This is a genomic window from Microbacterium sp. NPDC089189, from assembly GCF_040685095.1.
Classification (GTDB): Bacteria; Actinomycetota; Actinomycetes; order Actinomycetales; family Microbacteriaceae; genus Microbacterium.
Genome location: NZ_JBFBHG010000017.1, coordinates 50,297 through 73,300 on the forward strand (window position 1 = coordinate 50,297; position 23,004 = coordinate 73,300).

At 68.8% G+C, this 23,004-nt stretch carries 16 protein-coding genes; 15 read left to right on the top strand and 1 reads right to left on the bottom strand.

The window, feature by feature from the left end; all coding sequences use genetic code 11:
• Positions 1-70 precede the first annotated feature (70 nt).
• The 5 genes from AB0N73_RS11125 to AB0N73_RS11145 all read left to right on the top strand — a co-directional run bounded on the left by AB0N73_RS11125 (position 71) and on the right by AB0N73_RS11145 (position 12,147).
• Positions 71-703 carry a hypothetical protein gene (locus tag AB0N73_RS11125; protein ID WP_363563385.1) on the top strand — a complete coding sequence of 211 codons (633 nt, stop codon included), beginning with the start codon at positions 71-73 and terminating at the stop codon, positions 701-703.
• 11 nt (positions 704-714) lie between these two features.
• Positions 715-3,699: a hypothetical protein gene (locus AB0N73_RS11130; RefSeq protein ID WP_363563387.1), complete on the top strand. Its 2,985-nt coding sequence runs from the start codon at positions 715-717 to the stop codon at positions 3,697-3,699.
• Between the two features lie 265 nt (positions 3,700-3,964).
• Entirely contained in the window at positions 3,965-7,468 is a 3,504-nt protein-coding gene (gene rpoB, locus AB0N73_RS11135) for a DNA-directed RNA polymerase subunit beta (protein WP_363563389.1), read from the top strand.
• A gap of 41 nt (positions 7,469-7,509) precedes the next feature.
• The gene (gene rpoC, locus AB0N73_RS11140; protein WP_363563391.1) at positions 7,510-11,385 is read left to right on the top strand and encodes a DNA-directed RNA polymerase subunit beta'; all 3,876 of its coding nucleotides are present in this window, start codon (positions 7,510-7,512) and stop codon (positions 11,383-11,385) included.
• A gap of 150 nt (positions 11,386-11,535) precedes the next feature.
• Entirely contained in the window at positions 11,536-12,147 is a 612-nt protein-coding gene (locus AB0N73_RS11145; RefSeq protein WP_363563393.1) for a hypothetical protein, read from the top strand.
• Between the two features lie 6 nt (positions 12,148-12,153).
• Here the strand turns inward: AB0N73_RS11145 and AB0N73_RS11150 are convergent, their stop codons facing one another.
• Positions 12,154-12,750, bottom strand: a complete 597-nt coding sequence (locus AB0N73_RS11150; protein WP_363563395.1) for a hypothetical protein — start codon at positions 12,748-12,750, stop codon at positions 12,154-12,156.
• 115 nt (positions 12,751-12,865) lie between these two features.
• On the opposite strand from AB0N73_RS11150, the gene AB0N73_RS11155 reads away from it, so the two are divergent.
• The 10 genes from AB0N73_RS11155 to rpsJ all read left to right on the top strand — a co-directional run bounded on the left by AB0N73_RS11155 (position 12,866) and on the right by rpsJ (position 23,001).
• Entirely contained in the window at positions 12,866-13,852 is a 987-nt protein-coding gene (locus AB0N73_RS11155; protein ID WP_363563397.1) for an ABC transporter, read from the top strand.
• Positions 13,853-14,335: a hypothetical protein gene (locus AB0N73_RS11160; RefSeq protein WP_363563399.1), complete on the top strand. Its 483-nt coding sequence runs from the start codon at positions 13,853-13,855 to the stop codon at positions 14,333-14,335. It abuts the gene before it with no gap.
• Between the two features lie 68 nt (positions 14,336-14,403).
• Complete coding sequence (locus tag AB0N73_RS11165; RefSeq protein WP_363563401.1) at positions 14,404-15,066, top strand: spermidine/putrescine ABC transporter substrate-binding protein; 663 nt, start codon at positions 14,404-14,406, stop codon at positions 15,064-15,066.
• Positions 15,067-15,076: 10 nt separating this feature from the next.
• Positions 15,077-16,702, top strand: coding sequence for a DUF5684 domain-containing protein (locus AB0N73_RS11170; protein WP_363563403.1), 1,626 nt, complete (start codon positions 15,077-15,079; stop codon positions 16,700-16,702).
• A gap of 291 nt (positions 16,703-16,993) precedes the next feature.
• Positions 16,994-17,362: a 30S ribosomal protein S12 gene (gene rpsL / locus AB0N73_RS11175; RefSeq protein WP_018187369.1), complete on the top strand. Its 369-nt coding sequence runs from the start codon at positions 16,994-16,996 to the stop codon at positions 17,360-17,362.
• Between the two features lie 5 nt (positions 17,363-17,367).
• On the top strand, positions 17,368-17,838 hold the full coding sequence (gene rpsG, locus AB0N73_RS11180) for a 30S ribosomal protein S7 (RefSeq protein ID WP_363563405.1): 471 nt from the start codon (positions 17,368-17,370) through the stop codon (positions 17,836-17,838).
• A gap of 81 nt (positions 17,839-17,919) precedes the next feature.
• Positions 17,920-20,034, top strand: a complete 2,115-nt coding sequence (gene fusA, locus AB0N73_RS11185; RefSeq protein ID WP_363563407.1) for an elongation factor G — start codon at positions 17,920-17,922, stop codon at positions 20,032-20,034.
• Between the two features lie 183 nt (positions 20,035-20,217).
• Entirely contained in the window at positions 20,218-21,411 is a 1,194-nt protein-coding gene (gene tuf, locus AB0N73_RS11190; protein ID WP_363563409.1) for an elongation factor Tu, read from the top strand.
• Between the two features lie 313 nt (positions 21,412-21,724).
• Positions 21,725-22,270 carry an LPXTG cell wall anchor domain-containing protein gene (locus AB0N73_RS11195; protein ID WP_363563411.1) on the top strand — a complete coding sequence of 182 codons (546 nt, stop codon included), beginning with the start codon at positions 21,725-21,727 and terminating at the stop codon, positions 22,268-22,270.
• 422 nt (positions 22,271-22,692) lie between these two features.
• Positions 22,693-23,001, top strand: a complete 309-nt coding sequence (gene rpsJ, locus AB0N73_RS11200; RefSeq protein ID WP_045246810.1) for a 30S ribosomal protein S10 — start codon at positions 22,693-22,695, stop codon at positions 22,999-23,001.
• Positions 23,002-23,004 lie beyond the last annotated feature (3 nt).

A 23,004-nucleotide genomic window follows, 5' to 3' on the forward strand; every position in this document is an offset into this window, starting at 1 on the left:
CCGCGCCGAGGGGCGTCACGTCGGCTGTTACCGTGCTGAACGACCCGACCGATCGACCCTGGGGAGCGGCATGATCCGACGTGGATGGCGTGCGTCCGCGCGCACGACGATGCTCGCCCTGATGGTGGCCGCGGGGGTGCTGCTGGCGCCCGCCGCGGTCGCGCACGCGGCCGAGGAGTCGTTCACCGTCGATGCCCCGGCGGGCGCCGCGACGGCATGGGTCGAGCTCGAGCAGGCGGGCCTCGGCGCCGACGCCGTCGTCGTCTCCGTCCGCACCGGCTCGGGACCGTGGCGGACGGTCGCGCTCGCGCCGACGACCCTCGGGCTGCACGGCGAGGTCGCCGTCGAGCCCGGAGCCCTGCAGGTGTCGGTGCGCGCCGCCGCCGGCGCCGCCGCGAGCAGTCCGGATGCCGCCGTGACGGTCCTCGACGCCGCATCCTCGCCGCTCGCGGCCCTGAACGTGCGTCTCGCGGTGCCCGCCGCGAGTGGCGGTGGGGGCGGCGGTGCCGGCGGTGGGGGCGGCGCCGCGGTCGTGGTCACGCCCGCGGACGGCGCCGCGACGGCGCCGCGCACGGGGGCGCTGGCGCTGACCGGCGGGCAGGGTGTGTTGATCGCTGCCCTCGTCGGCGGGGCCGTTCTCGCTGTCGGCGTGGCACTCGCCGTGCGTGCCCGACGTCGCGCGCGTTCCGGAACGGCGGCCTGACCGTGCGCATCGTGCTCCAGAGCGTCCTCGGCGTCGTCACCGCCGCAGCCCTCGTCCTCGCGGGCGGCGTGGCCGCCTCTGCCGAGGTGCCCGACACCCCCGAGATCGCACACGCCGACGTGAGCGGAGCGATCGGTCACCGCGTGTCCGACCGGTCGGCGCTCCCTGTCGTGGAGTCCGAGATCGGCCGCGGCGCGGCGCTGACGGATGTGGCCGGCACCACGGTCGCCCTCGGCGATGCCGTCGCGGGCAGCGACGCGGCCCTCGTGCGGATTGCGGCGCTGTCCGCTCCGGTCGACACCCGCGTCCTCCGCGCCGGCGCGGTGCCGGTGCTGGACGTCGTCGCCGGGGCCTCCGCATCCACGACCGTGCTGCTGCCGCTCGAGGACGGCGCGGTGCAGCTCTGGGCGGACGCCGCGGTCGACGTGCGGATCGAGGTGCTCGCAGCCTTCGACTCGGACCCGCTTCTGCCCGGGTCGATGATCGCCCTGCAGGAACCCGTGCTTCGCGCCGACACCTCGGCCGGCCTCGCCGGCACGGTGGTCGGCGCCGCCGAGGTACCGGTGGGCGTCGTGGGCGCCGGCGGCGTCCCGAGTGAAGACGTCCGTGCCGTCTACGCGACGCTGGTCGTCGACGCGCCGTCGCCGACGACCGTGATCGCCGGCGGTCAACGTCTGCCGGTGCCGGCCGGTCGCACCACGCTGACCACGATCGTCGCCCCCGATGCGACCGGCGCGGTCGGCCTCACCGCCGACGTGGATGTGGCTGCGCAGCTGTACGTCACGGGGTGGATCCCGGACGAGCCGCCGTTCGCCTCGCAGGTGAGCCTTCCCGGCAGCTTCGTCGTGACCGCCGACCTCACCGACGGTGCCACGGTCGACCTGTCCGAGCGCGAGCCGGAGAGCGTCCACATCACGCGCCACGCCGATGCCGCCTACGGCCTGGCGGTCGTCGCCGCCACGGGCGCGTCCGAGACCACGCTGCTCGATCTCGGCCCCGCCTACGAGGGACGCGCGCGCGGCGCCGTCGTGGATGCGCGGCGCGGCGCCATCCCCCAGCTCGTGCTCACGGCGCAGAGCCCCGATGACGTCCTGACGCTGCGGCGAGGACAGGCGAGCGTCTCGTGGGCGCCGGTGGGCGACATCCTGGGCGAGGAGCACGTGCGTCCCTTCGACGCGCGGCCCACCGTCACCATCGACTCGCACGACGACGGTCACGACGTCGACCTCGGCGACCACGGCTTCTTCACGCTGTCGGGCGCGCTCACGGCGCCGGGGTCGAGCATCGACCGCGTCGAGATCTCCGGCCCCGACGGGCTCATCGGCACCGCGGACGTCCGCTCGGACGAGGACGGCATCCACTGGGAGTTCGGCGCAGCGGCCCCCACCGACGGCAGCTTCACCTACACCGCGACGGTGTACGACCGTGCCGGGCACTCGGCGGCCGACGACGTGGTGGTCGATGTGGTCGCCGTCGACGCCGACGACACCGTCACGGCGCCCGACGTGCGCGTGTTCAACCAGGATCCGCGGCAGCAGTGGTTGCATCAGCGCGGCGACACCGAGGCTCTGCTCGATGTGGAGCCCGATTTCGCGCCGGGCGACGTCCTCATCGGCGCGGTCCCCGCCGGGGTCGACGAGAGCGCCATGGGCACACCCGACGGGTGGCTCGTCCGGGTCGTCGCGATCGATCGGGTGGCCGAGGGCTGGCGCATCGCCGTGGAGCAGGCGGGTCTCGACGAGGCGTTCTTCCAGGTCGACATCTCCGAGACGGAGCAGCTCGATGACGGCGCACGGATGTCGGTCGACGATGATCCGTCCGCGGTGGCCGCCCCCGTCGATGAGGCGGGCGTGCCGATCGCGTACCCGGAGGTCGAGTTCGCGGATGGCGACGGCGAGCGCGCCTGGGTCGCCACCGGCTCCGAGGTGGACCTCGACGACATCGCCGAGGACGCAACGGGAACCGGCTTCGCGCCGGCCTCCGACGTCCGGCCGATGGCGGGCGACAGCGTCGCGTCCGGATCGATGTCGATGCAGGCGAACCTCCTGTGGGAATGGAAGGACGGCGCCAAGACGCCGAACATCAAGGAGTTCTCCAAGAAGGCGGCGACTCCCGAGGAGGCGCAGAGGATCCTCGACAGCGAGTACACGGCCGCATCCGACATGGACAGCCTGACGCTGGCCCTCGCGATGAAGGCGCAGGTCGGCGCCGATCTCGAGTTCGTCTTCCGCACCCATTTCACCTGGGAGTGGGGATTCTCGCCGGTGAAGATCGTCGTCGACGACCTGACGATGAAGGTGATCGCGACGGTGAAGGGGTCGCTGCAGCTCAAGGCGTCGATCGCGACGAAGGTCGAGTCGGTCACATGGGTGCCTCTGGGCGCCTTCGTCCTGCCGACGGTGACGTTCCTCGCCGGCCCGCTGCCCGTCGTCATCACGAACGACGTGCTGACCTCGCTCAAGAGCTCCTACGGCGCCGAGGCGAAGATCGCGCTCCCGGAGATCAGCTGGAAGCGGGTGTACACGTACGGGTTCACCTACTCGACGGCGAAGGGCTTCCAGACCCTCTCCGAGGAACCGAAGACGACCTCGAAGCTCGGGCCGTTCGAGGGCCTGAACGGCCTGACGCTCTCGGCGTCGATCACGGCCGGGGTGGGGCCGGAGATCGTCGCATCGGCGAAGTTCTACGGGGCGCTCGGCGGCGAGCTCGTCATCGGCGGGCAGGTCAAGTTCGAGATCACCGCGGGCGTCGAGAACGTCGGGCACTGGCGGGCGTTCATCCAGTACAAGCTGCTCCTGGCCCTCGAGATGAACGGCAACGTCAAGCTCGAGTTCAAGCTCTTCGGGAAGAAGCTGGAACTCGGCAAGGCCAAGTTGTTCTCGTACGTGCTCGAGATCCCGATCTTCACCGGCAGGTGGACCACCGATGCGCTGTCCGCGGCCGCGGCGGCCGGCGGGGGATCGTCGTCACCGCCCGGCCGGATCACCGCGGTCTGAGCCGCGTCACGCACCGCCGCCGGGGCTCGCGCCTGCGTTTATACCGCAGGTCGGGAAACTCGTCAAGAATTCGACTGGACATGGCGCGTCATCCGACCTATAGTTGGTAGTTGCGCTCCGGATTCCCCTGCCCTCATATGGTGGTCGGCTGTGCGTACGTGCCCCCGCAGATCGCGGCGTGTGGTGCGAACGCGTCGGGAAGATCGAGCACTCCATCTGACACCAGGATCACGAGGCCCCACCGGGCCCCATGGAGGTTATACCCTTGGCTGCCGCGCCCAACGCAAGCACCCCCACCACCAAGACCCCCAAGAGCGGACGCGGAGCATCGCGTCTTTCGTTCGCCAAGATCTCCGACACGCTGACGGTCCCCGACCTTCTGGCGCTGCAGACGGAGTCCTTCGACTGGCTCGTCGGCAACGACGCCTGGAAGGCCCGCGTCGCCGAGGCTGAGGCTGCCGGTCGCACCGACGTGCCGAACACGAGCGGCCTCGAGGAGATCTTCGAGGAGATCTCCCCGATCGAAGACCTCAGCGAGACGATGCAGCTGAGCTTCACGAACCCCTACCTCGAGCCCGAGAAGTACTCCATCGAGGAGTGCAAGGAGCGCGGCAAGACCTACGCCGCCCCGCTCTACGTCGAGGCCGAGTTCATGAACCACCAGACCGGTGAGATCAAGACGCAGACCGTCTTCATGGGCGACTTCCCGCTGCAGACCGGGCGCGGAACGTTCATCATCAACGGCACCGAGCGTGTCGTCGTCTCGCAGCTCGTCCGCTCGCCCGGCGTCTACTTCGACAAGACGCCCGACAAGACCAGCGACAAGGACATCGTCTCGGCGCGCGTCATCCCCAGCCGTGGTGCCTGGCTCGAGTTCGAGATCGACAAGCGCGACCAGGTCGGCGTGCGCATCGACCGTAAGCGCAAGCAGTCGGTCACCGTCTTCCTGAAGGCCCTGGGCCTTTCCAGCGAGGACATCCTCAACGAGTTCGCCGGTTTCACCTCGATCGAGGAGACGCTCGAGAAGGACACGATCCTCACCAAGGAGGACGCCCTTCGCGACATCTACCGGAAGCTCCGTCCGGGCGAGCAGGTCGCCGCCGAGGCCGCCCGCGCGCTGCTGGACAACTTCTACTTCTCGTCCAAGCGCTACGACCTGGCGAAGGTCGGTCGCTACAAGATCAACCAGAAGCTCGGACTCGACAAGCCGCTGAGCGACTCGGTGCTGACGGTCGAGGACATCGTCGCGACCATCAAGTACCTGGTGCGCCTGCACCGCGGCGACGCGACCTTCGAGGGCCTGCGCGGCGGCAAGACCGCCGACATCCGCATCGACGTCGACGACATCGACAACTTCGGCAACCGTCGCATCCGCGCGGTCGGCGAGCTCATCCAGAACCAGGTCCGCACCGGTCTGTCCCGCATGGAGCGCGTCGTCCGCGAGCGCATGACCACGCAGGACATCGAGGCCATCACCCCGCAGACCCTGATCAACGTGCGCCCCGTCGTCGCCGCGATCAAGGAGTTCTTCGGCACCTCGCAGCTGTCGCAGTTCATGGATCAGAACAACCCGCTCGCGGGCCTGACCCACAAGCGCCGTCTGTCGGCGCTCGGACCCGGTGGTCTGTCGCGTGAGCGCGCCGGCGTCGAGGTGCGCGACGTGCACCCCTCGCACTACGGCCGTATGTGCCCGATCGAGACCCCGGAAGGCCCCAACATCGGCCTGATCGGTTCGCTCGCATCGTTCGCGCGGATCAACTCGTTCGGCTTCATCGAGACCCCGTACCGCCGCGTCGTCAGCGGCCGGGTCACGAGCGACATCGACTACCTCACGGCCAGCGTCGAGAACGACTTCATCGTCGCTCAGGCCGGTGCCGCGCTGGATGCCGAGGGTCACTTCACCCAGGACCGCGTCCTGGCCCGCCGTGGCCAGGGTGGCGAGGTCGACCTGTTCCCGGTCGACGAGATCGGCTACATGGACGTCTCGCCGCGCCAGATGGTGTCGGTGGCGACCTCGCTCATCCCGTTCCTCGAGCACGATGACGCGAACCGCGCCCTCATGGGTGCCAACATGCAGCGCCAGGCGGTTCCGCTGGTGCGCAGCGAGTCGCCCGTCGTCGGTACCGGTATGGAGGGCTTCGCGGCCGTCGACGCCGGTGACGTGGTCACCGCGCAGAAGGCCGGTGTGGTCGCCGAGGTCTCGGCCGACGTCGTCACCGTCCAGCTCGACGAGGGCGGCACGCAGGACTACTTCCTGCGCAAGTTCGACCGCTCCAACCAGGGCACGTCGTACAACCAGCGCGTCGTGGTCTCGGCCGGTGAGCGCGTCGAGGTCGGCGAGGTCATCGCCGACGGTCCCGCCACCGAGAACGGCGAGCTCGCCCTCGGCAAGAACCTGCTGGTCGGGTTCATGACGTGGGAGGGTCACAACTTCGAAGACGCGATCATCCTCAGCCAGGAGCTGGTGAAGGACGACACCCTCTCCTCGATCCACATTGAGGAGTACGAGGTCGACTCGCGCGACACGAAGCTCGGCAAGGAAGAGATCACGCGGGACCTCCCGAACGTGAGCCCCGACCTGCTGAAGGACCTCGACGAGCGCGGCATCATCCGTATCGGTGCCGAGGTGCGCCCCGGCGACATCCTCGTCGGCAAGGTCACGCCCAAGGGTGAGACCGAGCTGTCGGCCGAGGAGCGCCTGCTCCGCGCGATCTTCAACGAGAAGAGCCGCGAGGTGCGCGACACGTCGCTCAAGGTTCCCCACGGCGAACAGGGCACGATCATCGCCGTCAAGGAGTTCAACGCGGAGGACGGCGACGACGAGCTCGGCTCGGGCGTCAACCGTCGCGTCGTGGTCTACATCGCCCAGAAGCGCAAGATCACCGAGGGCGACAAGCTCGCCGGCCGCCACGGCAACAAGGGCGTCATCGCGAAGATCCTCCCCGTCGAGGACATGCCCTTCCTGGCCGACGGCACGCCGCTGGACGTCATCCTCAACCCGCTCGGTATCCCCGGTCGAATGAACTTCGGTCAGGTCCTCGAACTCCACCTCGGCTGGATCGCTCAGCAGGGCTGGAAGGTCGAGGGCACCCCGGAGTGGGCTGCGCACCTGCCCGAGGTCGCCCGCGAGGCGGCTCCCGGCACCAAGGTCGCGACGCCCGTGTTCGACGGCGCGTTCGAGGACGAGATCGCGGGTCTGCTGGACTCGACCACGCCCACCCGCGACGGTGTGCGTCTGATCGACCGCACCGGCAAGACGACGCTGTTCGACGGCCGCTCCGGCGAGCCGTTCCCGGCGCCCATCTCGGTCGGCTACATGTACATCCTGAAGCTGCACCACCTCGTGGACGACAAGATCCACGCGCGTTCGACGGGTCCGTACTCGATGATCACGCAGCAGCCGCTGGGTGGTAAGGCGCAGTTCGGTGGACAGCGCTTCGGTGAGATGGAGGTGTGGGCCCTCGAGGCCTACGGCGCCGCATACGCCCTCCAGGAGCTCCTCACGATCAAGTCCGACGACATCCTCGGCCGCGTCAAGGTGTACGAGGCGATCGTCAAGGGCGAGAACATCCAGGAGCCCGGTATCCCCGAGTCGTTCAAGGTCCTCATGAAGGAGATGCAGTCGCTCTGCCTGAACGTCGAGGTCCTCTCGGCCGACGGCACCGCGGTCAACCTGCGTGACACGGATGATGACGCCTTCCGCGCGGCGGAAGAGCTCGGCATCAACATCTCCAGCCGGTTCGAGTCCTCGTCCATCGACGAGATCTGATCCCGGTCCCTCAGCGACAGAATTCCGACACAGGAGAACCAGTGCTCGAATCCACCACTTTCGATCAGATCCGCATCGGTCTGGCCACCGCCGACGACATCCGTCGTTGGTCCTTCGGTGAAGTCAAGAAGCCCGAGACGATCAACTACCGCACGCTGAAGCCCGAGAAGGACGGCCTCTTCGGCGAGCAGATCTTCGGACCCAGCCGTGACTGGGAGTGCGCCTGCGGCAAGTACAAGCGCGTGCGCTTCAAGGGCATCGTCTGCGAGCGCTGCGGCGTCGAGGTCACCAAGTCCTCGGTGCGCCGCGAGCGCATGGGCCACATCGAGCTCGCCGCTCCCGTCACCCACATCTGGTACTTCAAGGGCGTGCCCTCGCGCCTGGGCTACCTGCTCGACATGGCGCCGAAGGACCTCGAGAAGGTCATCTACTTCGCCGCCTACATGGTGATCTCGGTCGACGAGGAGGCGCGTCACCGCGACCTCCCCACGCACGAGAACAACCTGCGTCTCGAGATCAAGAACCTCGGCGACCGCCGCGACGCCCGTGTGGCGGCGCGTCTGGCCAAGCTGGAGGAGGAGCTCGCCGCCCTCGAGGCGGAAGGCGCCAAGGCCGACCAGAAGAAGAAGGTCAAGGACGCGGCCGAGAAGGACATGTCCACGGCCCGCAAGCAGGCCGACGAGCAGATCGCCAAGCTCGAGCGCGTGTGGGAGGACTTCCGTTCGCTCTCCGTGGGCGCGCTGAAGCCCGAGGACGAGGTCTTCAACGAGCTCGTCGACCGCTTCGGTCAGTACTTCGAGGCCCACATGGGTGCGGAGTCGATCAAGCGTCGCCTCGAGGCGTTCGACCTGGCCGCCGAGGCCGAGAACCTGCACCTGCAGATCTCGGAGGGCAAGGGCCAGCGCAAGATCCGTGCGATCAAGCGCCTCAAGGTCGTCAACTCGTTCCTGCAGACCGGCATGAGCCCGGCATCGATGGTGCTGGACGTCGTCCCGGTGATCCCGCCGGAGCTGCGCCCGATGGTGCAGCTGGACGGTGGCCGCTTCGCGACCAGCGACCTGAACGACCTGTACCGCCGTGTGATCAACCGCAACAACCGTCTTCGTCGTCTGATCGACCTCGGTGCCCCCGAGATCATCGTCAACAACGAGAAGCGGATGCTGCAGGAGGCCGTCGACGCACTGTTCGACAACGGCCGCCGTGGTCGCCCGGTCACCGGTACCGGCAACCGTGCGCTCAAGTCGCTCTCCGACATGCTCAAGGGCAAGCAGGGCCGGTTCCGTCAGAACCTGCTCGGCAAGCGCGTGGACTACTCGGGCCGTTCGGTGATCATCGTCGGACCCCAGCTGAAGCTGCACCAGTGCGGTCTGCCCAAGCAGATGGCGCTCGAGCTCTTCAAGCCGTTCGTGATCAAGCGCCTGATCGACCTCGGTCACTCGCAGAACATCAAGGCCGCCAAGCGCGCCGTCGAGCGCACCCGTCCCGAGGTCTGGGACGTGCTCGAGGAGATCATCCGCGAGCGTCCGGTTCTGCTGAACCGTGCGCCGACGCTCCACCGCCTCGGCATCCAGGCCTTCGAGCCTCAGCTCGTGGAGGGTAAGGCGATCCAGCTGCACCCGCTCGTCTGCGCCGCGTTCAACGCGGACTTCGACGGCGACCAGATGGCCGTCCACCTGCCGCTGTCGGTCGAGGCCCAGGCCGAGGCCCGCATCCTCATGCTGGCGTCGAACAACATCCTGAAGCCGTCCGACGGCCGTCCGGTGACCCTGCCCTCGCAGGACATGATCATCGGTCTGCACCACCTGACGACGGTCATCGCGGGCGCTGCCGGCGAAGGCCGCGTGTTCGGGTCGGTCGGCGAGGCGATCCTGGCCAAGGACGAGGGAACCCTCGACCTGCAGGCCAAGGTCCGCATCCGCGTCCCCGGTCTCGCCTTCCTCGAGGGCGAAGCCCCCGAGGGCTACGAGCGTCACGGTCTCGTCGACGCCTCGCTCGGTCAGGCGATCTTCAACGACACCCTGCCCAAGGGCTACCCGTTCGTCCGCGAACAGGCCGACAAGGGCAAGCTGTCGCAGATCGTCAACAAGCTGGCCGAGGAGTACCCCAAGGTGGAGGTCGCGGCTTCGCTCGACCGCATCAAGGACGCCGGCTTCTACTGGGCCACGCGTTCCGGTGTGACCGTCGCGCTGAGCGACGTCCTGACGCCGCCGAACAAGGCCGAGATCATCGCGGGCTACGAGAAGCAGGCCGCCAAGGTGCAGTCCCAGTACGAGAAGGGCCTCACGACCGACGCCGAGCGTCGTCAGGAGCTCATCAAGATCTGGACCGAGGCCACCGACGAGGTCCAGGCCGCGATGCGCGCCAACTTCCCGGAAGACAACACCATCAACCGCATGGTGTCCTCGGGCGCTCGTGGTAACTGGCTGCAGATCCGGAACATCGCCGGTATGCGAGGCCTGGTGAACAACCCGAAGGGTGAGATCATCGCCCGACCGATCATCTCCTCGTACCGCGAGGGTCTGTCGGTCGCCGAGTACTTCATCGCGACGCACGGTGCCCGAAAGGGTCTGGCCGACACGGCTCTCCGTACCGCCGACTCGGGTTACCTCACGCGTCGTCTCGTGGACGTCTCGCAGGATGTCATCATCCGCGAGGAGGACTGCGCGACGTCGAAGGGCCTCGAGCTCCCGATCGCCGCCGTGGGCGCCGATGGCGTGCTCATCAAGGATGCGAACGTCGAGAACTCGGTGTTCGCCCGTACCCTGGCCGCAGCCGTGGTCAGCGAGTCCGGCGAGGTCCTCGCGGACGCCGGGTCGGATGTGGGCGACGTGCTCATCAACCGTCTCGTCGACGCGGGTGTCACCTCGATCAAGGTGCGTTCCGTCCTGACGTGCGACTCGGCCGTCGGTGTGTGCGCGAAGTGCTACGGCCGTTCGCTGGCCACCGGCAAGGTCGTCGACATCGGCGAGGCCGTCGGCATCATCGCGGCCCAGTCGATCGGTGAGCCCGGAACCCAGCTGACGATGCGTACCTTCCACACGGGTGGTTCGGCCTCGGCCGAAGACATCACCCAGGGTCTGCCGCGTGTGCAGGAGCTCTTCGAGGCCCGTACCCCCAAGGGTGCGTCCCCGATCGCCGAGGCCGATGGCCGCATCACGATCGAGGAGACCGAGAAGCAGAAGAAGGTCATCCTCACGCCCGACAACGGCGACGAGCCGCACGTCTACCCGGTCCTGAAGCGCGCGACGCTCCTGGTCGAGGACGGTCAGCGCGTCGAGGTCGGTCAGCCCCTCCAGGTCGGCACGCTCGACCCGAAGGAGATCATGCGCGTCATGGGCGCCCGCGAGGTGCAGAAGTACCTCGTCGGCGGTGTGCAGGGCGTGTACCGGTCGCAGGGTGTGCCGATCCACGACAAGCACATCGAGGTCATCGTCCGCCAGATGCTGCGGAAGGTCACCGTGGTCGACCACGGCGACACCACGCTGCTGCCCGGTGAGATGGTCGACTCGCGTCGCTTCATCGACATCAACCGCGGGTCCGTCGCCGAGGGCAAGCGCCCGGCGTCCGGTCGCCCCGAGCTGATGGGTATCACGAAGGCGTCGCTCGCGACCGAGTCGTGGCTGTCGGCCGCCTCCTTCCAGGAGACGACCCGTGTGCTCACGCAGGCCGCGATGGAGGGCAAGAGCGACCCGCTCGTCGGCCTCAAGGAGAACGTGATCATCGGAAAGCTGATCCCGGCCGGCACGGGTCTGTCGAAGTACCGCAACGTCACGGTCGAGGCGACCGAAGAAGCGAAGAGCGAGCGGTACCCCAACCGCATCTTCGCCTCGGACGGTGCGTACAGCGACGCCGACCTGAGCTACGTCGACTTCGACAGCTTCTCGACGGACGACTTCACGCCCGGTACCTACAACTGAGTGAGGTGAGGGATGCGGCCTGCCGCATCCCTCACCGAAGGGCCCCGCGTCTCACGACGCGGGGCCCTTCGTCGTTGCGGGCACGCCGTCGGTGTGCCGTTGCCGGGCCTGACCGAGGGCGCGTCGTACCGTGGATGAGGGGAGGCGCACATGGCACGCATCGGTGGTCGCAACAGCTTCATGGCCTGGGTCGTGGGGCTCGGCTGTGCTGCCGTCGTGACGGTTCTCGTCGCCCTCGCGGTGCCTGCCATCCCCACCGGCATCCAGCTCATCGGCGACACGCTGCGCGGCACCGCGTCGGTGCCGCAGGCGGCGGGCGAGCGGGTCTCGGTCGAGCGCGCCACGGCCACCCCCGAATGCCGGGCGTTGTACACCGAGGCGCTCTGGGCCCAGCTGACGCAGCGTGTGGGGGGAGACCCGGTGCAGGACGCCACACCGCCCGTGACCGTCGCCAGCGGCCTCTCCGCGGCTTTGGCGCCCGCCGTACGGGTGACCTGCGCCTTCACAGCCCCCAACGCGGGCGCGATCGTCACGAGCGTGTCGGACGTCGCCGGAGACGCCGCCGACGTCGCCGAGGCGACCCTGCTGACCGCCGGGTTCGACTGCATCGGGTTCGGCGACGGCATCCGCTGCACGGCCACGACCGACGCGGGCGTCGAGGAGCAGATCGTGCGCGACGGCGTGTGGGTCGCCACGACCTATCAGGGGTGGCGGCCGGATCACTACATCGAGCGCATGGCCCAGCAGGTGTGGCCGGGCTGACCGGGATCAGCCGAAGACGCCCGCGATGACGGCGTCCGTGTACCCCGCGGGCGCGAGGTCCGTGTACTGCGTGTCGATCATGACGTCCTGGCGCCAGAAGAGCGTGCGACCGTCGTTGACGGGGTACTGCTCGTTGATCCACACCTTCTCGCAGCGCGTGCCGCCGGTGGGCGTGTAGCAGGAGTACCCCTCGGCGGCGAGGCCGTTCAGCATGTCGAGGGCAGGACCCCGCGACATCGACGAAATCGTCGTCTGCAGGCGCCCGGTGTCGGTGTCGGGGCGTCCCCAGGTGCACACGAGCGTCCCGTCGGGCTGCACGCCCGTCCCCGTGAAGGCGGGGTCGTTGAGCGGCACCCCGTCGAGCTGAGCCAGCACCGCCTCCGTGAGGATCGCGCGGCAGTCGGTCGGCAGCGATACGGGGGTGGCGGACGGGGTCGGCGAGGCCTCCGGGGTGGGGGAGTCCGTCGGCGTCGGGGTGCCGGAGGAGGAGGACGTGGCGGGAGCGTCCGCCGGGTCGGGCGCGCAGCCCGCCAGCAGGGCGATCGCCACCACCGCGACGACCGTGGCGACCGTGCGGGCGAGGGGACGGGCGGACGGCGTCATGGGCTTCACGTTAGCCGTTGTCTTCCACGACAGCCGCGCGCGCCTGCGGCGTCACGGGGCCGCAGCGGATTAACCTCGACCGACGGGCGAGTGTCCCGCGTGAGGAGCGACAGCGATGACTGACCCGAAGACGCCGTCTGCCGGTGACCCGGTGGAAGAGCCTGCCCCGGTCGACGATGTCGTGGGCCGCGCGAACGAAGGCCTGGCCGACGCCGAGGCCGTGCGCACCGCTCCCCGTGAAGAGGACGTGATCGTCGAAGAGGTCGTCGTCACCGACGCCCCCGACGTCGCGCAGGATGCGCCCGCCCAGGACGTCGTCGTGGACGAGGTCGTCGTCGAGGAGACCGTCCTGGTCGACGAGGTCCCCGCCGTCGAGCGCGACAGCGCGATCGACACGACTCCTGCCGCCGCCGAGACCGTCGCCGCTCCCGTCACCCCCGTCGCGCTCACGCCGCCGGCGGCCGACGACGTGCCGTGGTACGACCGCCCCGAGTCCGTGCCGATGGATGACGCCCCCGTCGTCGCCGCGGCTCCCCAGCCGATCTTCGTCCAGGCGCCCGAGGCCCCGCACCCGCGGGGCAACCGCGGCGCAGCCGGTGCGATCGGTCTGCTCGCGACCCTCGCCTTCGCGCTGCTCATGTTCGGCGTCCTGGTCGGCTACGGCTTCCTGGTCGGCGCATTCGACGCCAGCGCCGCGGTCGACTACATGCTCGCCATCGTCGGCTCCGCGCTGTTCTGGGTGCCGGTCGTCGTGTTCTTCTTCGCCTTCTGGACGCTGGGGGCGATCCTCAACCGGGCACGCTGGGCGCACTGGGTGATCTGGGGTCTTCTCGTCGGCGTTGCGTCGTACGCCGGCTACCTGCTCGGCGCACTCATCCAGGCCCCGTTCTGGGAGCTGACCGCCCGCGAGGGTGCCGCGCTGCTCGAAGGACAGCTGTTCTTCCCGTACGCGATCCTCTCGTTCGTGCTCGGTCGTGAGCTCACCATCTGGTTCGGCGCGTGGGTCGCCCGTCGCGGCAAGCGCGTCACGGAGCTCAACGAGGAAGCGCAGCGCGAGTACGAGCGCACGCTCGAAGCGGGCCCGCGGCTCCACCAGGGCTGAATGACCGCGCCGGGGGAGTCCGCGGGGCCGGTGCGGCCCGCGGTCGCCCTCGTCCTGACGCTGATCGGCTTCCTCGCCGTCGTGATCGCCGGCTTCGGTTTCGTCAGCCTCGCGACCGACTCGGACGTCGTGAGCGTCCCGTCGCTCGGCCCCCTGCCCGGTGTGATCGCGGTGGCGGGCGCCGGCGCTGCCTACGCGGGGGTGACGGCCAGAGCCGTGGGCGCCCGGCATCCGCGCTACCGCTCCGCCGCCGTCGTCGCCGCGGCCGCGTGGGCGGCCTACGGGTTGGCGGGGGCGGTGGCCGCCGCCCTCGGGACCGGCGACCTCGTCACCGGGGCGGTGCTGCTGGGCGCCCTGTGGGTGGGCTGGCCCGGCCTCGTCGTCGCGGCCGCCGCCGCGGTCGCCGCGTGGTCGGCCGTCGCCCTGGTGCGCACGCGCGCGGGGCGTCCGCAGTGGCCCTGGGAGGGCGACGACGACGAATGAGGGCGGCGCGACGGCATCCACGGGCGTCATGACGCCGGAAATCCGCGGGTGACGGATAGCGTGGAGTCGTGGAGCGCTCGCTCGAGACTCAGGTCAGCCAGGCCGTGGACGCCTGGCTGCGCTGGCTGCCGCGATGGGAGCCGTCGACGCATCGTGGCCGGTTGGCTCCCTGCCGGCGCTGCCTCGGGTCGCCGATGCTCTCGGCCGCGGGCCTGGGCGGTGATGTGCCGCACGGCGTGCAGCACGGGCTGTCGACGCGATTGAAGACCGTCGTCGACCACGCCGTCGCCGAGTACACCTCGCGGAACCTCCCTCTGCTGCAGTCGGAGCTCGATCAGCAGGCCGCCCGAAACCGCGCGCGCAGCTACCGGCCGACCGAGAACCTCGATCCCGAGTTCGAGGGGCTGCCGCTGGATCCCGAGCCCCTCCCGGGAGCGCCGTTCCTCTTCACGCTGTCGGGCCTGGCCGCCGACGCGGATGCCGGGGTGCCGGATCTCCCGCCCCTGAGCGACGAGGCCAAGGCGGCTCTGCGTCAAGAGGTCGGTTTGGCCGACGATTACGCCAATATGGTGGGACGGGAGCTCTGCGCCATCCTGCTCCACCACCGCATCCGCATCCAGGCCGCCGTCGCGGAGTTCGTAGAACCCCAGATCGCGGCCATGCTGGAAGAACTGACCCGATCGCTCGACGCCCCTTTCGACCCCCGTGACCTCGACGGTCCGACCCCCTGAGGCAGCCCCCATGTATCCAGACGGTTCGTCCATCCCCGCGGCTCTCGGCCCCCTGTGGCTGGTGATCGCTCTGGTGTCCATCGCCCTCAGCATCGGCATCTACATCTGGACGGCCGTCGCGCTCGGGGCGGTGTTCGGCAAGCTCGGCATCGAGCGCTGGAAGGCCTGGATCCCCGTCTACAACAGCGTCATCTTCCTGGGGCTCGGCGGGTTGTCGGGCTGGTTGCTGCTCCTGCTCCTCATCCCCGGATTCGGCGGCATCTTCGTCTACGTCGCCATCGTCACGGCGGCGCACCGGATCGGCGCGATGTTCGGGTACGGCGGGGGGATGACGGTGCTCGCGGCCCTGCTCCTCCCCGTCTGGGCGTCCGTGCTCGGCTTCGGCGCCGCGCGCCCGGTCCATCAGGTCGCCCCGCGCCCGGTGCGAGAGCCCCGCGAGCAGGCGCCCGACGAGTTCGCGGCCTTCACCGCCGCCTTCCCCGCGGCAGCCGTCGACGGCGACGAGTTCTCCGGGCGACGCTCGGTGCCGACGCCGTCCGCCTGGATCCCGCCGGCCCCGCCGCTGCCGGGCGCGGCCCCCGCCGAGCCCGCTCCGCCGGCACCCGCCGCGCAGAGCTGGTCCGAGCCCCCGGCCTTCCAGCCCTACACCGCGCCCGCGGCGCCCGCTCCCGTGCCGGACCCCTACGCGGCGCCGACGGTCGATCCGTACGCCGCCCCCGCGACGGACCCCTACGCGGCCCCCGCGGCAGCCGATCCGTACGCGGCTCCGGTCGGCGACCCGTTCGCCGCTCCCGCGGCGGCGGACCCGTATGCGGCCCCCGCGGCGCCGCCGTCTCCGCCGGTAGACAACCCCTACGCGGCCCCCGCGGCGCCGACCCCGTCGGCCGACCCTTTCGCCGCCCCTGCCGGCGATCCCTACGCTGCTCCCGCCGCCGAGCCCGCCGCTCCCGCTCCCGTCATGTCGTGGTGGCAGCCGGCCGTCGTGGATGAGGAAGAGGAGGCTGCCGCTCCCGCGGCGGCCGCCGCTCCTGCGCCGGCCGCCGCGGATCCGGCACCGGCCAGCGCGGTACCGACCGCGGCCGAGGAGTCCTCGGATGCAGCCTTCGTCCCGCCGCCCGTGCCCCCCGTCCTCCGCGACTCGTTCCTTCCCGAGTCCGACGCCTTCCCGGAGGCCTCGGGCGAGGTATCCGCAGTCGTCGGCGCACCGGTAGCCGGCCAGCCGCGTGCGGCCGCCGCATCCGTCGCTGCCTCGCGTCCCGGCGTGGGCGATCTGGTGGAGGACACCGTGATCGCCTCGCGTCGTCGCCCGAAGTGGGCTCTGGTGCTTCCCGACGGCAACCCGTTGGAGCTCACCGGCGACACGGTCGTGCTCGGACGACGCCCCGTGCCGGTGCACTCCGCGCCCGGCGCCCAGCTCGTCACGGTCGTCGACGACACGCGCACCGTCTCGAAGACGCACGCGCTGCTGCGTCGTCGCGCGGATGCCTGGATGATCGGCGACCTCGGCTCGACGAACGGCGTCGTCGTCCTCGTGGACGGTGCCGAGGTCGAGGTCGCGCCGGGCGCCGATCAGGAGGTCACGGAGCGTTTCCTGCTCGGCGACGCCGAGCTCAGAATCGCTCGCACCGACTCCTGACGACCCGCGTTTGACCCACTCTCCCGTGGGCGCGTATCATTGACCGGGTGTGCGCTCTTGCGCGCCCTGCGTCGTGCCTCGGTTCGACGCAGGATCCGCTCGACGCACCATCTCAGGGACTGGCCTGCGAACAGGTCACCCCCACGGCATATCCACCACTTTCAACGGACGTCAGGTCATTCTGATGCCCCGGTGGATCCGCGTGAGCCCTCCCCGACATGATTCGCAAGAATCCGCCGGGGCGGGGGAGACCACGACGCTGTCACCGTGCAGCATTGACAAGGAGAGAACGTGCCAACCATTCAGCAGTTGGTTCGCAAGGGTCGCTCGCCGAAGGTCACCAAGACCAAGGCGCCGGCACTGAAGGCGAACCCGCAGCAGGCGGGTGTCTGCACCCGCGTGTACACGACGACCCCGAAGAAGCCGAACTCGGCTATGCGCAAGGTCGCCCGTGTGAAGCTCCGCAACGGCACCGAGGTCACCGCCTACATCCCCGGCGAGGGCCACAACCTGCAGGAGCACTCGCTCGTGCTGGTTCGCGGCGGTCGTGTGAAGGACCTCCCCGGTGTGCGTTACAAGATCGTTCGCGGCGCCCTGGACACCCAGGCCGTCAAGAACCGCAAGCAGGCCCGTAGTCGCTACGGCGCGAAGAAGGGTTAAGGAATATGCCTCGTAAGGGTCCCGCCCCGAAGCGCCCCGTCGTCAACGATCCCGTTTACGGCGCGCCGATCGTCAGCCAGCTGGTCAACAAGATCCTGGTCGACGGCAAGAAGTCGATCGCCGAGTCGATCGTGTACACCGCCCTGCGCGGTGTCGAGTCCAAGAACGGCCAGGACGCCGTCGCGACGCTGAAGAAGGCGCTCGACAACGTCCGCCCCACCCTCGAGGTCAAGAGCCGCCGCGTCGGTGGCTCGACCTACCAGGTGCCGGTCGAGGTCAAGCCGCACCGCGCGAACACCCTCGCGCTGCGTTGGCTCGTGAGCTACGCGAAGGGCCGTCGTGAGAAGACGATGACCGAGCGTCTGCAGAACGAGATCCTCGACGCGTCGAACGGCCTGGGAGCCGCGGTCAAGCGCCGCGAGGACACCCACAAGATGGCCGAGTCGAACCGCGCGTTCGCCCACTACCGCTGGTGACAGCGGCGCGCCGGCCCCCGGGCCACCGCCCGCGGGGCCGGCGCACCCACGAACTCCCGAACCACACGTAAGGAACAGCCCGTGGCACAAGAAGTGCTCACCGACCTCAACAAGGTCCGCAACATCGGCATCATGGCGCACATCGATGCCGGCAAGACGACGACGACCGAGCGCATCCTCTTCTACACGGGCGTCAACCACAAGATCGGTGAGACGCACGACGGCGCGGCGACCACCGACTGGATGGAGCAGGAGCAGGAGCGTGGCATCACGATCACCTCCGCCGCCGTCACCTGCTTCTGGGACAAGAACCAGATCAACATCATCGACACGCCCGGTCACGTGGACTTCACGGTCGAGGTGGAGCGTTCGCTCCGCGTCCTCGACGGTGCCGTCGCCGTCTTCGACGGCAAGGAGGGCGTCGAGCCCCAGTCCGAGACCGTGTGGCGTCAGGCCGACAAGTACGACGTCCCCCGCATCTGCTTCGTCAACAAGATGGACAAGCTCGGCGCGGACTTCTACTTCACCGTCGACACCATCATCAACCGCCTGAAGGCCAAGCCGCTCGTGCTGCAGCTGCCGATCGGCGCCGAGAACGACTTCGTCGGCGTCGTCGACCTCGTCGAGATGCGCGCGCTGGTCTGGCCCGGTGACTCCAAGGGTGATGTCACCATGGGCGCCAAGTACGAGATCCAGGAGATCCCCGCGGATCTCCAGGAGCGTGCCGAGGAGTACCGCCACAAGCTGCTCGAGACCGTCGCCGAGTCCGACGACGTGCTGCTCGAGAAGTACTTCGGCGGTGAGGAGCTCACGGTCGCCGAGGTCAAGGGCGCCATCCGCAAGCTCACCGTCGCCGGCGAGCTGTACCCGGTGCTCTGCGGCTCCGCGTTCAAGAACCGCGGCGTGCAGCCCATGCTCGACGCGGTCGTCGACTACCTCCCGTCGCCCCTCGACGTCCCCGCCATCGAGGCGCGCGACCCGAAGGACGAAGAGATCGTCATCGAGCGCCACGCCGACCGCGACGAGCCGTTCGCGGCCCTCGCGTTCAAGATCGTGACGCACCCGTTCTTCGGTCGCCTCACCTACATCCGCGTGTACTCGGGTCACCTCGACTCCGGTGCCCAGGTCGTCAACGCGACCAAGGGCAAGAAGGAGCGCATCGGGAAGATCTTCCAGATGCACGCCAACAAGGAGATGCCGGTCGACTCGGTCACCGCCGGGCACATCTACGCGGTCATCGGCCTGAAGGACACCACCACCGGTGACACCCTGTCCGACTCGGCGCACCAGGTCGTCCTCGAGTCGATGACGTTCCCCGAGCCCGTCATCGAGGTCGCGATCGAGCCCAAGACCAAGGCCGACCAGGAGAAGCTGGGTGTCGCCATCCAGAAGCTCGCCGAGGAGGACCCGACGTTCCGCGTCGAGCAGAACTCGGAGACCGGTCAGACCGTCATCAAGGGCATGGGCGAGCTGCACCTCGACATCCTCGTGGACCGCATGAAGCGCGAGTTCAAGGTCGAGGCCAACGTCGGCAAGCCCCAGGTGGCCTACCGCGAGACGATCCGCAAGACCGTCGAGCGTCACGACTACACCCACAAGAAGCAGACCGGTGGTTCCGGCCAGTTCGCGAAGATCCAGTTCGCGCTCGAGCCCCTCGAGGTCACGGCCGACAAGACCTACGAGTTCGAGAACAAGGTCACCGGTGGTCGTATCCCGCGCGAGTACATCTCGCCGACCGACCAGGGCTTCCAGGACGCCATGAACGTCGGCGTGCTCGCCGGCTACCCCATGGTGGGCGTGAAGGCGATCCTGCTCGACGGTGCCTCGCACGACGTCGACTCCTCGGAGATGGCGTTCAAGATCGCGGGCTCGATGGGCTTCAAGGAGGCCGTCCGCAAGGCGAACCCGGTCATCCTCGAGCCGATCATGGCCGTCGAGGTCCGTACGCCCGAGGAGTACATGGGTGATGTCATCGGCGACCTGAACAGCCGCCGCGGACAGATCCAGTCGATGGAGGACGCTGCCGGCGTCAAGGTCGTGCGTGCCAACGTGCCGCTGTCCGAGATGTTCGGCTACATCGGCGACCTGCGCTCGAAGACCTCGGGTCGTGCGGTCTACTCGATGGAGTTCGACAGCTACGCCGACGTCCCGCGCGCCGTGGCCGACGAGATCATCCAGAAGAACAAGGGCGAATAACCCGTCTCCGGGATGCGGCTCCGGCCGCATCCCGGATCCCCGCTCCCGACAGAGGCGTACTGCTTTCTGGACGGGTTCACAACTTCATACGACTCTCTCCAGTAAAGTGAGAACCATCCCCGTAGCGATCCGGTCGCAATCCAGCGCCTGCGTTCTCTACACGAATGTCCTGAGGAGGACCCAGTGGCCAAGGCCAAGTTCGAGCGGACCAAGCCGCACGTCAACATCGGAACGATCGGTCACGTCGACCACGGCAAGACCACGCTCACCGCTGCCATCTCGAAGGTGCTCGCCGACAAGTACCCGTCGGCCACCAACGTGCAGCGCGACTTCGCGTCGATCGACTCCGCTCCCGAGGAGCGCCAGCGCGGCATCACGATCAACATCTCGCACGTCGAGTACGAGACCCCGAAGCGTCACTACGCGCACGTCGATGCGCCCGGTCACGCCGACTACATCAAGAACATGATCACCGGTGCTGCCCAGATGGACGGCGCGATCCTCGTGGTCGCCGCCACCGACGGCCCGATGGCTCAGACCCGTGAGCACGTTCTGCTCGCCAAGCAGGTCGGCGTGCCGTACCTGCTCGTCGCGCTGAACAAGTCGGACATGGTCGACGACGAGGAGATCCTGGAGCTCGTCGAGCTCGAGGTTCGCGAGCTGCTCTCGAGCCAGGACTTCGACGGCGACAACGCCCCCGTCGTCCGCGTCTCGGGCCTCAAGGCTCTCGAGGGCGACGAGAAGTGGGTCGACGCGATCGTCGAGCTCATGAACGCCGTCGACGAGTCGATCCCCGACCCGGTGCGCGACAAGGACAAGCCGTTCCTCATGCCCGTCGAGGACGTCTTCACGATCACCGGCCGTGGCACGGTCGTGACGGGTCGCGCCGAGCGCGGCACCCTCGCGATCAACTCCGAGGTCGAGATCGTCGGCATCCGCCCGACGCAGAAGACGATCGTCACCGGTATCGAGATGTTCCACAAGCAGCTCGACGAGGCATGGGCCGGCGAGAACTGTGGTCTGCTCCTGCGCGGCACCAAGCGTGACGACGTCGAGCGTGGCCAGGTCGTCGTGAAGCCCGGTTCGGTCACCCCGCACACGGACTTCGAGGGCACCGCCTACATCCTCTCGAAGGAAGAGGGTGGCCGTCACAACCCGTTCTTCACGAACTACCGCCCGCAGTTCTACTTCCGCACCACCGACGTCACCGGCGTCATCACGCTGCCCGAGGGCACCGAGATGGTCATGCCCGGCGACACCACGGAGATGTCGGTCGAGCTGATCCAGCCGATCGCCATGGAAGAGGGCCTCGGCTTCGCGATCCGTGAGGGTGGCCGCACCGTCGGCGCCGGCACGGTGACCAGCATCAAGAAGTAAGTCGCTTCCGCGATTCAGCGAAACCCCTCGAGCTTCGGCTCGGGGGGTTTCGTGCATCGTCGACGGGTCGCGCGATGGGGCCGGTTGCGGCGTGTCGTGCCGTCATGGAGCGCTTCGGGAGGATGATTCTCCCGGACCGTGGCAGGTTACGGGGGCGTAAAGAATGGACTCGACGCCCCCGCTCAACTTGTGCATTCCCTGAGTGAGCCGTAACGTGCAGGTGGGGGAAGATACGGCGTACGTCGAACTCAACTCCCTGACATCCTCATTTGTCCGCGAGGCGACGCCTCAGACCCCCACGGAGTTCATCACTATGAAGAGCCTTCGCACCAAGATCGCGGCGGTCGTTCTGGCCGTCGCCGCCATGGTCGCGGCACCCGCCGCCGCCAACGCCTATACCCCCGGAGCGCCCGACGTGGCCGCCGGTGGTTCGCTCACCCCCGGTGGAGCGGTCACGCTGTCGGCTGCCGCGTTCGACGCCGGCACGACCGTCAGCTTCACCGTCTCCGGCGAGAACGGCTCGGCCATCACGCTCGCGGCCGTCAAGACCGTCGTCAGCACGTCGCCCGCGTTCACCGCGACGACCAACGCCTCGGGCAACGCCTCGGTCGCCGTCAAGCTCCCGGCCAACGCCTCCGGCACCTACACCGTCGCCGTCACCGGCCTGAAGAACGGCGCCACCGTCACCGAGACCACGTCGTTCGCGGTCTCCGCGGCCGCCGGCCCCGGCGGTAACCTGCCCGCAACCGGTGTCGACAGCGCGTCCCTCATGGGCGTCTGGATCGGCGGCGGTGTCCTGCTGCTCGGTGGCCTCGCCGTCACCGTGTTCGCGGTTCGTCGTCAGCGCCAGGGCGTCTGAACACAGCACGTCTGAGAACCCCCGGGCCTGAAGGCCCGGGGGTTCTGCCGTGTCCGGGGGATGAGGGCGCGACACGCGGAGGCGACACGCCCGAGTTTGCGACACGCCCGGGTGACACGTAGACTGTTCAGGTTCCACACTCCAGGCACTCCGTGCCCGGATCACTGCCAGGGCAGTGCATAGGTCGGCGCGATTCGCACCGGAACCTAGGCCGCGGGCAGCAGAACAACACATCCCACACTCCCACCCGGAAACGGGTCGCTCACGCGTGCGGAGTGCGGGGCCGGATCCGACGGGTCCGGTCTGACATGAGAACAGTGGTGCCGTATCTCCGCGAAAGCGGGTGAAGTGCCCGGCGCGAAAGCGCCACCGTGCGTCCGATGCCCCCAGAGGTATGACGCGAGAAAGAGAGTGAGCAGACTATGGCGGGACAGAAGATCCGCATTCGCCTGAAGTCGTACGATCACGCGGGGCTCGACAGCTCCGCGCGCAAGATCGTCGACACCGTGACCCGCGCCGGCGCCACCGTCGTCGGCCCCGTGCCGCTGCCGACCGAGAAGAACGTTGTCGTCGTCATCCGGTCGCCGCACAAGTACAAGGACAGCCGCGAGCACTTCGAGATGCGCACCCACAAGCGCCTCATCGACATCATCGACCCGACGCCCAAGGCCGTCGACTCGCTGATGCGTCTCGACCTCCCGGCCGATGTCAACATCGAGATCAAGCTCTGAGGT

Coding starts and splice junctions, on each gene's coding strand:
- AB0N73_RS11145 (WP_363563393.1), top strand. CDS start 11,536: ATGGCACGCATCGGTGGTCGCAACAGCTTCATGGCCTGGGTCGTGGGG.
- AB0N73_RS11170 (WP_363563403.1), top strand. CDS start 15,077: ATGTATCCAGACGGTTCGTCCATCCCCGCGGCTCTCGGCCCCCTGTGG.
- rpsG (WP_363563405.1), top strand. CDS start 17,368: ATGCCTCGTAAGGGTCCCGCCCCGAAGCGCCCCGTCGTCAACGATCCC.
- AB0N73_RS11155 (WP_363563397.1), top strand. CDS start 12,866: ATGACTGACCCGAAGACGCCGTCTGCCGGTGACCCGGTGGAAGAGCCT.
- AB0N73_RS11160 (WP_363563399.1), top strand. CDS start 13,853: ATGACCGCGCCGGGGGAGTCCGCGGGGCCGGTGCGGCCCGCGGTCGCC.
- AB0N73_RS11150 (WP_363563395.1), bottom strand. CDS start 12,750: ATGACGCCGTCCGCCCGTCCCCTCGCCCGCACGGTCGCCACGGTCGTC.
- AB0N73_RS11125 (WP_363563385.1), top strand. CDS start 71: ATGATCCGACGTGGATGGCGTGCGTCCGCGCGCACGACGATGCTCGCC.
- rpsJ (WP_045246810.1), top strand. CDS start 22,693: ATGGCGGGACAGAAGATCCGCATTCGCCTGAAGTCGTACGATCACGCG.
- AB0N73_RS11195 (WP_363563411.1), top strand. CDS start 21,725: ATGAAGAGCCTTCGCACCAAGATCGCGGCGGTCGTTCTGGCCGTCGCC.